5 protein-coding genes are annotated in these 7,138 nt (G+C 71.2%); 2 read left to right on the forward strand and 3 right to left on the reverse strand.

The features are described from left to right. A partial coding sequence (locus VFN12_RS04900) for an ABC-F family ATP-binding cassette domain-containing protein (RefSeq protein ID WP_325117482.1) occupies positions 1 to 1,605 on the reverse strand: 1,605 nt, incomplete at its 3' end. A gap of 233 nt (positions 1,606 to 1,838) precedes the next feature. Here VFN12_RS04900 and serA point away from each other — a divergent pair. Beyond that, the gene (gene serA / locus VFN12_RS04905) at positions 1,839 to 3,425 is read left to right on the forward strand and encodes a phosphoglycerate dehydrogenase (protein ID WP_325117483.1); all 1,587 of its coding nucleotides are present in this window, start codon (positions 1,839 to 1,841) and stop codon (positions 3,423 to 3,425) included. Positions 3,426 to 3,644: 219 nt separating this feature from the next. After that, complete coding sequence (locus VFN12_RS04910) at positions 3,645 to 6,125, forward strand: immune inhibitor A domain-containing protein (RefSeq protein ID WP_325117484.1); 2,481 nt, start codon at positions 3,645 to 3,647, stop codon at positions 6,123 to 6,125. A gap of 66 nt (positions 6,126 to 6,191) precedes the next feature. Here the strand turns inward: VFN12_RS04910 and VFN12_RS04915 are convergent, their stop codons facing one another. Together VFN12_RS04915 and VFN12_RS04920 are read right to left on the reverse strand one after the other, a co-directional pair. Further along, the gene (locus VFN12_RS04915) at positions 6,192 to 6,833 is read right to left on the reverse strand and encodes a response regulator transcription factor (protein ID WP_325117485.1); all 642 of its coding nucleotides are present in this window, start codon (positions 6,831 to 6,833) and stop codon (positions 6,192 to 6,194) included. After that, a partial coding sequence (locus VFN12_RS04920; RefSeq protein WP_325117486.1) for a sensor histidine kinase occupies positions 6,830 to 7,138 on the reverse strand: 309 nt, incomplete at its 5' end. The genes VFN12_RS04920 and VFN12_RS04915, both read right to left, overlap by 4 nt.

Below are 7,138 nucleotides of genomic sequence, written 5' to 3' on the forward strand. Positions count from 1 at the left end.
GTCCAGCCGGCGGGTCACCCCGACGGTCTCGAGGAACCGCTGGTCGTGGCTGACCACGACCAGCGTGCCCTCGTAGCCGGCCAGGGCGGACTCCAGCTGCTCGATGGCGGGCACGTCGAGGTGGTTCGTGGGCTCGTCGAGGACCAGGAGGTTGACCTCGCGGCCCTGGAAGATCGCCATCAGTGCCCGGGTCCGCTCGCCGGGAGACAGCGTGCGGGCCGCCCGTTCGACGTGGTCGGACCCGAGCCCGAACTTCGCCAGCAGGGTCCGCACCGCACCGCGGTCAGGCTCCCCACCGAGTGCCGAGCGCACCACGTCGACCACGGAGTCGTCGCTCTCGAGCAGTCCGCGCTGCTGGTCCATGACGCCGATCCGGACCCGGGCTCCCAGGCTGCGCCGCCCGGCGGCGAGCGGGAGCTCGCCCAGCAGTCCGGCCAGCAGCGTGCTCTTCCCGCTCCCGTTGTCGCCGGCCAGCAGCACCCGGTCGCCCCGGGCCAGCTCGAGGTCGACCGGACCCAGCCGGAAGGAGTCGCGCACCAGCTCGGCGGCGTCCAGCGTCGCCACCACGTCCGCCGACGGCGCTCCGGACGAGAGGGTGTAGCGCAGCTGCCACTCCTTGCGGGGCTGCTCGACGGGCTCGAGCCGCTCGGCGGCGCGGGACAGTCGGGCCGATCGCGCTCCCTGCCGGTCGGCCCGTGCCCTGAACCTCTCCCGCAGGTGCTTGTCCGGCTCCCCGGACCGGGCCACGTTGCGGTGGCCCCGCGCTGCCCAGTCGGCCCGCTGGCGCGCCTGGCCCTCCAGGTGGTCACGCTCCTCGGCGTATCGCCCGTAGGCGTCCCAGGCGTGGCGGCGCCGCAGGTCCCGCTCGGCCGCGTACTCCGACCAGCCGCCGGAGTGGTGGTGGACCGCGCGCTGGGGGAGGTCCAGCTCGACGACGCGGGTCGCGACCCGGTCGAGGAACGCCCGGTCGTGGCTGGCGGTCACCACCGGCCCGGTGTGTCCCGACACGAAGTCGACCATCAGCTCCAGCCCGCGGACGTCGAGGTCGTTGGTGGGCTCGTCGAGCAGCAGCACGTCATGACGGCTCAGCAGCACGGCGACGAGTGCGGCGCGGGCGGCCTGCCCGCCGGAGAGCGAGCCCAGGGGACGGTCGGAGTCGACCACCAGGCCCACCCGTGCCGCCACCTCGGGCAGCCGGTCCTCGAGGTCCGCGGCGCCGAGGGCGAGCCAGCGCTCGAGGGCGTCGCCGTACGCCGCCTCGGCCGCATCGGTCCCCGCGGCCAGCGCGTCCGCGGCGGCCTCCAGCGCCCGGTCCGCCGCGGCGACTCCCGTACGGCGGCGTGCGTACTGCAGCAGGGACTCGCCGGGGTCGGGCGTGACCTGTGGCAGCCAGCCGATCGTCGCGTTGCCGGGTGCGAGCCGGAGGGATCCGGACTCGACCGGCAGCTCCCCGACCACGGTGCGCATCAGGGTCGACTTGCCCGACCCGTTCTGGCCGACCAGGGCGACGACCTCGCCCTCGGACACGGTGAGGTCGAGGCCGGTGACGAGCGTGCGGGCGCCGAACGCGACGGCGAGACCCGACAGGGTGAGGGTGGTGGACATGGAGCTCCCGGGATGCGTGCGGCGGTCCCACGCGGGGTGGGCTGGCGGCGTCAGGAGATCTCCACGCGCCGGAGGCTACGAGGCGGCTCCGGGACGCGTCCAGCGATTTAGGGAGGGTGAGATCGAGTCGGCCCGCCGGCCGGGGGGCCTGTAGTGTGAGGGAGGCACAGCGTCGTGCACCCGCTGACCATCCGCGGAGCCACCGAGCACCCGTACTCCACGAGGACATCGCTGTGACCAAGCCCGTCGTACTCATCGCCGAAGAGCTGAGCCCCGCCACCGTGGACGCGCTCGGACCCGACTTCGAGATCCGCAGCTGCAACGGCGCCGACCGCGCCGAGCTCCTGCCGGCGATCGCCGATGTGGACGCGATCCTGGTCCGGTCGGCGACCAAGGTGGACGCCGAGGCCCTCGCCGCCGCGAAGCGGCTCAAGGTGATCGCCCGCGCCGGCGTCGGTCTCGACAACGTCGACGTCAAGACCTCGACCCAGAACGGCGTGATGGTCGTCAACGCGCCGACCTCCAACATCGTGTCCGCCGCCGAGCTGGCCGTGGGGCTGATGCTCGCGGCAGCCCGGCACCTCTCGCCCGCCCACGCGGCGCTCAAGAACGGCGAGTGGAAGCGGTCGAAGTACACCGGCATCGAGCTCTACGAGAAGACCGTCGGCATCGTCGGCCTCGGCCGGATCGGCGTCCTCGTCGCGCAGCGGCTCAGCGCGTTCGGGATGAACGTGATCGCCTTCGACCCCTACGTCCAGGCTGGCCGCGCCGCCCAGATGGGCGTGCGTCTCGTCGACCTCGACACCCTGCTCGCCGAGGCCGACTTCATGTCCGTCCACCTCCCCAAGACCCCCGAGACGGTCGGCCTGATCGGGACCGAGGAGCTCGGGCGGGCCAAGCCGAGCCTGGTGCTCGTCAACGCCGCGCGCGGCGGCATCGTCGACGAGGAGGCGCTCTACGACGCCCTCAAGACCGGCCGGATCGCCGGGGCCGGGCTCGACGTGTTCGCCTCCGAGCCGTGCACCGACAGCCCGCTGTTCGAGCTGGAGAACGTCGTCGCCACCCCCCACCTCGGCGCCTCGACCGACGAGGCCCAGGAGAAGGCAGGGGTCGCGGTCGCCCGCTCCGTCCGGCTGGCCCTCTCCGGAGAGCTCGTGCCTGACGCCGTCAACGTCCAGGGCGGCGTGATCGCCGAGGACGTGCGCCCCGGCCTCCCGCTCACCGAGAAGCTCGGCCGCGTCTTCACCGGGCTGGCCGGTGGCGCCGCGCAGCAGATCGACGTCGAGGTCCGCGGCGAGATCACCGAGTACGACGTCAAGGTGCTCGAGCTGGCGGCCCTCAAGGGGGTCTTCTCCGACATCGTCGAGGAGCAGGTGTCCTACGTGAACGCCCCCCTGCTGGCGGCCGAGCGGGGCACCGCCGTACGCCTGGTCACCGAGGGGGAGAGCCCCGACCACCGCAACCTGATCACGATCCGAGGCACCCTCGCCGACGGCTCCCAGGTGTCGGTGAGCGGCACCCTGATCGGGATCAGCCAGAAGGAGCGGCTGGTCGAGGTCAACGGGTTCGACGTCGACATCGAGCCGACCGACCACCTGGCGTTCTTCAACTACGAGGACCGGCCGGGCATGGTCGGCACGGTCGGCCGCATCCTCGGCGACGCCGGCGTCAACATCGCCGGGATGCAGGTCTCCCGCGACGCCAAGGGCGGCTCCGCGCTGGTGGCGCTGTCGGTGGACACCGCCATCCCAGCCGAGACGCTGGCCGAGATCGAGACGGCGATCGACGCCGACTCGGTGCGCGCGGTCAACCTGACCTGAGGTCGGCAGCCCCGGTCGCCGAGTGGCCCGTCCGGGCCATCCGGCCATGGCTCGTTCGGGTCACGTTCGTATAACGATGGTGAGTCGGTCTGGCGTCGATGTGTAACACGTCACAGGATGCTTCCGGCGACTCGGGGCGCCTGGGAGGGCTCCGGGGGCGCTGTGTCCAAATCCAGGCACAAATCCCGGCTATGACAGCCCTTGAGCAAGGAACTCACATTGCCCAGATCAAACCCTCGCAGAACCCGCCATCTTGCGGTTCTCGCTGCGGGCGGCCTCCTGACCGGAGGCCTGTTCGCACTCACGCCAGCCACTGCCTCGCCCGGTGAGGCGGGCCCCAGCGACGCGCCGAGCGAAGCAGGACGTGACACCGGCCACGAGCCGAAGCACCCGCTGAAGATCAAGGAGAAGCGCGACCTGCAGCTGCAGGCGGCGCTGGAGCGCAAGCTCACCGGCCAGGCGCCGGCCCCCGACGACCGCTCGGTCAAGCTCAGGAACGAGGGCACCGACCGCATCTTCGTGGTGCTCGCCGAGTTCGGCAACGAGCGCTACCAGGGTGCCGGCAGCGCCGCGTGCGGTGCGGGCTGCTTCACCGACAACCCGCCCTACGACATCTCGGACCCGGAGCCCAAGACCTTCGACGGTCCGCTGCACAACCAGATCCCGAAGCCCGACCGGACCAAGGACAACTCCACCCTCTGGCAGGCCGACTACAACCGGGCCCACTACGAGGACATGTACTTCAACCGGATGGCGTCGTACTACGAGCGCCAGTCCTCCGGCCGCTACTCGGTCGACGGTGACGTGACCGAGTGGGTGAAGGTGCCCTACAACCAGGCCCTCTACGGTCGCGGCTACTGCGGCAACCCGCCGGGAGCCCCGGTGACCACCTGCGCCTCGACCAAGGCCCTGGTGCGTGACGCGCTGGCGGTCTGGGTCGACCAGCAGCTGAAGTCCGGCAAGACCATGGCGGAGATCCAGGACTACCTGAAGACCTTCGACATCCAGGACCGCTACGACATCGACGGCGACGGCAACCTGCAGGAGCCGGACGGCTTCATCGACCACTTCCAGATCGTCCACGCGGGCGGCGACGAGGCGGCCGGTGACCCGACCTACGGCACCGACGCCATCTGGAGCCACCGCTGGTACAGCAACCTCCAGGCGGGAGGCCCCGGAGGCCTGCCCGGCGTCAACATCGGCTCCAACGCCGGTGCCTTCGGCAAGGGCGCTGACCCGGCCAACCCGGTTCCGAACCACCCCACCGGCGTGTGGGTCGGCGACTACACCATCCAGCCCGAGAATGGCGGCCTGGGCGTGTTCGCCCACGAGTTCGGCCACGACCTCGGCCTGCCGGACCTCTACGACACCTCCGGCAACACCGGCGGCGCGGAGAACTCCACCGGGTTCTGGTCCCTGATGTCCTCGGGCGCCAACATCGGCGACGGTGGTCCTGACGGGATCGGCGACGCTCCGACCGACCTCGGTGCCTGGGAGCTGTTCCAGCTCGGCTGGCTCAACAAGCAGGGCGGCCGGGGCCCGTTCTACGACGTCGCCCGGGCAGGGCAGACCTCCACGCACACGCTCGGCACCAACGTCCCGTTGACGGACGCCGGGGCGCAGGCGCTGTTCACGGTGCTCCCGGACAAGAAGGTCCCGCTCGCCCTGGGCGCGCCGTACGCCGGGTCGCAGATGTTCTGGTCGACGCAGGGCGACGACCTGAACACCTCGATGACCAAGACCGGTGTCTCGGCCGGAAACCTCACCGCGCAGGTCAACTACCAGATCGAGACCGACTGGGACTACACGTTCCTGGAGGCCCAGGTCGGCGGTGCATGGACGCCGGTGGCGACGAACCTCTCCGACACCGCCGGTGACCAGAGCGGGTTCAACGGCAGCAAGACCGGCATGACCGGTGCCACGTCCGGCTGGACCGCGATGACGGCGACCCTGCCGGCCGGCACCACCGCCGTCCGGTTCCGCTACCAGACCGACGGCGCGGTGGCCGAACCCGGCTTCCGCGTCGACAACATCGCGGTCAACGGCACCACGATCGGCACCGCAGAGACCGCCGACGAGGGCTGGGAGTTCGGAGGCTTCGTCCGGACCACCGGCTCGGAGGTCCAGGAGTTCTTCAACGCCTATGTCGCGGAGAACCGTCAGTACGACGGCTACGACACGTCACTGCGGACGGCGTACAACTTCTCGACGCCGCTGACCAACCCGGACCGGGTGGAGAGCTACCCGTACCAGAACGGTCTGCTCATCTCGTACTGGAACTCCCAGTACACCGACAACAACGTCGGCGACCACCCGGGCGAGGGGCTGATCCTGCCGATCGACTCCCACCCGACGCTGCCGCACTGGAGCGACGGCACGCTGATGCGGCCGCGTGCCGCGTCGTACGACTCGACCTTTGGGCTCGAGAAGACCGACGCGATCACGCTGCACACGCAGACGCTCGACAACGCCGGACGGGTGGTCAACCTGACCGGGGCGATCGCCTCGCAGGCTGCGGTCCCGACGTTCGACGACACCGGTGTCTGGTGGTACGCGAGCGACGCGCACGTGAAGAAGGGCGCCCACCCGGGTCGCTACCAGCCCGGCTGGTACAGCGTCGACCCGCCGAACACGGGCACCACCATCACGGTGCAGTCGACCAGTGGCAGCGCGATGACGGTGAAGGTGGCGCCGAAGTAGCCATCACCACCGCCTGACAACGCTGACCCGCCCGAAACTTTCGGGCGGGTCAGCGCATTTCGCGGGTCAGCGGGTGCCGGACTGGTAGGCCAGCACGACGGCCTGGAGGCGGTCGCGCACGCCGAGCTTCATCAGGATCCGGGCGACATGGGTCTTGACCGTCCCCTCGCCGATCACGAGCCGCTCGGCGATCTCGGCGTTCGAGCAGCCGTCGGCCATCAGAGCGAGGACCTCGTGCTCACGCCCGGTGAGGCTCGAGATCGCCTCGAGCCTCTCGGGAGTACGTCGCCGCGCCAGCTCGTCGGCGACCCGCCGCGCCACCGAAGGCGCCAGGACCGAGTCGCCGGCGGCGGCAGCCCGGATCGCGGTCAGCAGCCGGTCGGCCGGGGCGTCCTTGAGCAGGAAGCCGCAGGCGCCGGCGGCCAGGGCGTCGTAGACGTTGCGATCGGTGTCGAAGGTGGTCAGGACGACGACGCGGGTGCGCGCCCCGCCGGCAGTGAGGCGGCGGACGGTCTCGAGCCCGTCCAGCCTCGGCATCCGGATGTCGAGGAGCAACACGTCGGGGTCGTGGCGGGCGACGAGGTCGAGTGCGTCCAGCCCGTCCTCGGCCTCGGCGACGAGATCGATGCCGGGCTCGGTGCCCAGGATCATCCGCAGGCCCGAACGCACGAGGTGCTCGTCGTCCGCGGTGACCACGGTGATCGTCATCGGGCCGCCAGCGGAAGCGTGGCGTGGACGACGAAGTCCCCCTCCGGGCCGGGGCCGGCCTCGAGCTCGCCGCCGTACAGGGCAGCCCGCTCGCGCATGCTGATCAGGCCGTGGCCGACCCGGGAGTCAGGTGCGGCCGGCGCCCGGACGGAGGGATTGCTGACCCGGATGGTCAGCGTCTCGGCGCCGTAGCCCACCCGCACGCTGGTGGGCGCGCGTCCCCCGTGCTTGAGGGCATTGGTCAGCGCCTCCTGGACGATGCGATAGGCCGAGAGGTCGAGCCCCGGAGGAAGGGGACCGGGCGT

This window comes from Nocardioides sp. (assembly GCF_035703625.1).
In the GTDB taxonomy this organism is placed as follows: domain Bacteria; phylum Actinomycetota; class Actinomycetes; order Propionibacteriales; family Nocardioidaceae; genus Nocardioides.

Coding starts and splice junctions, on each gene's coding strand:
- VFN12_RS04915 (WP_325117485.1), bottom strand. CDS start 6,833: ATGACGATCACCGTGGTCACCGCGGACGACGAGCACCTCGTGCGTTCG.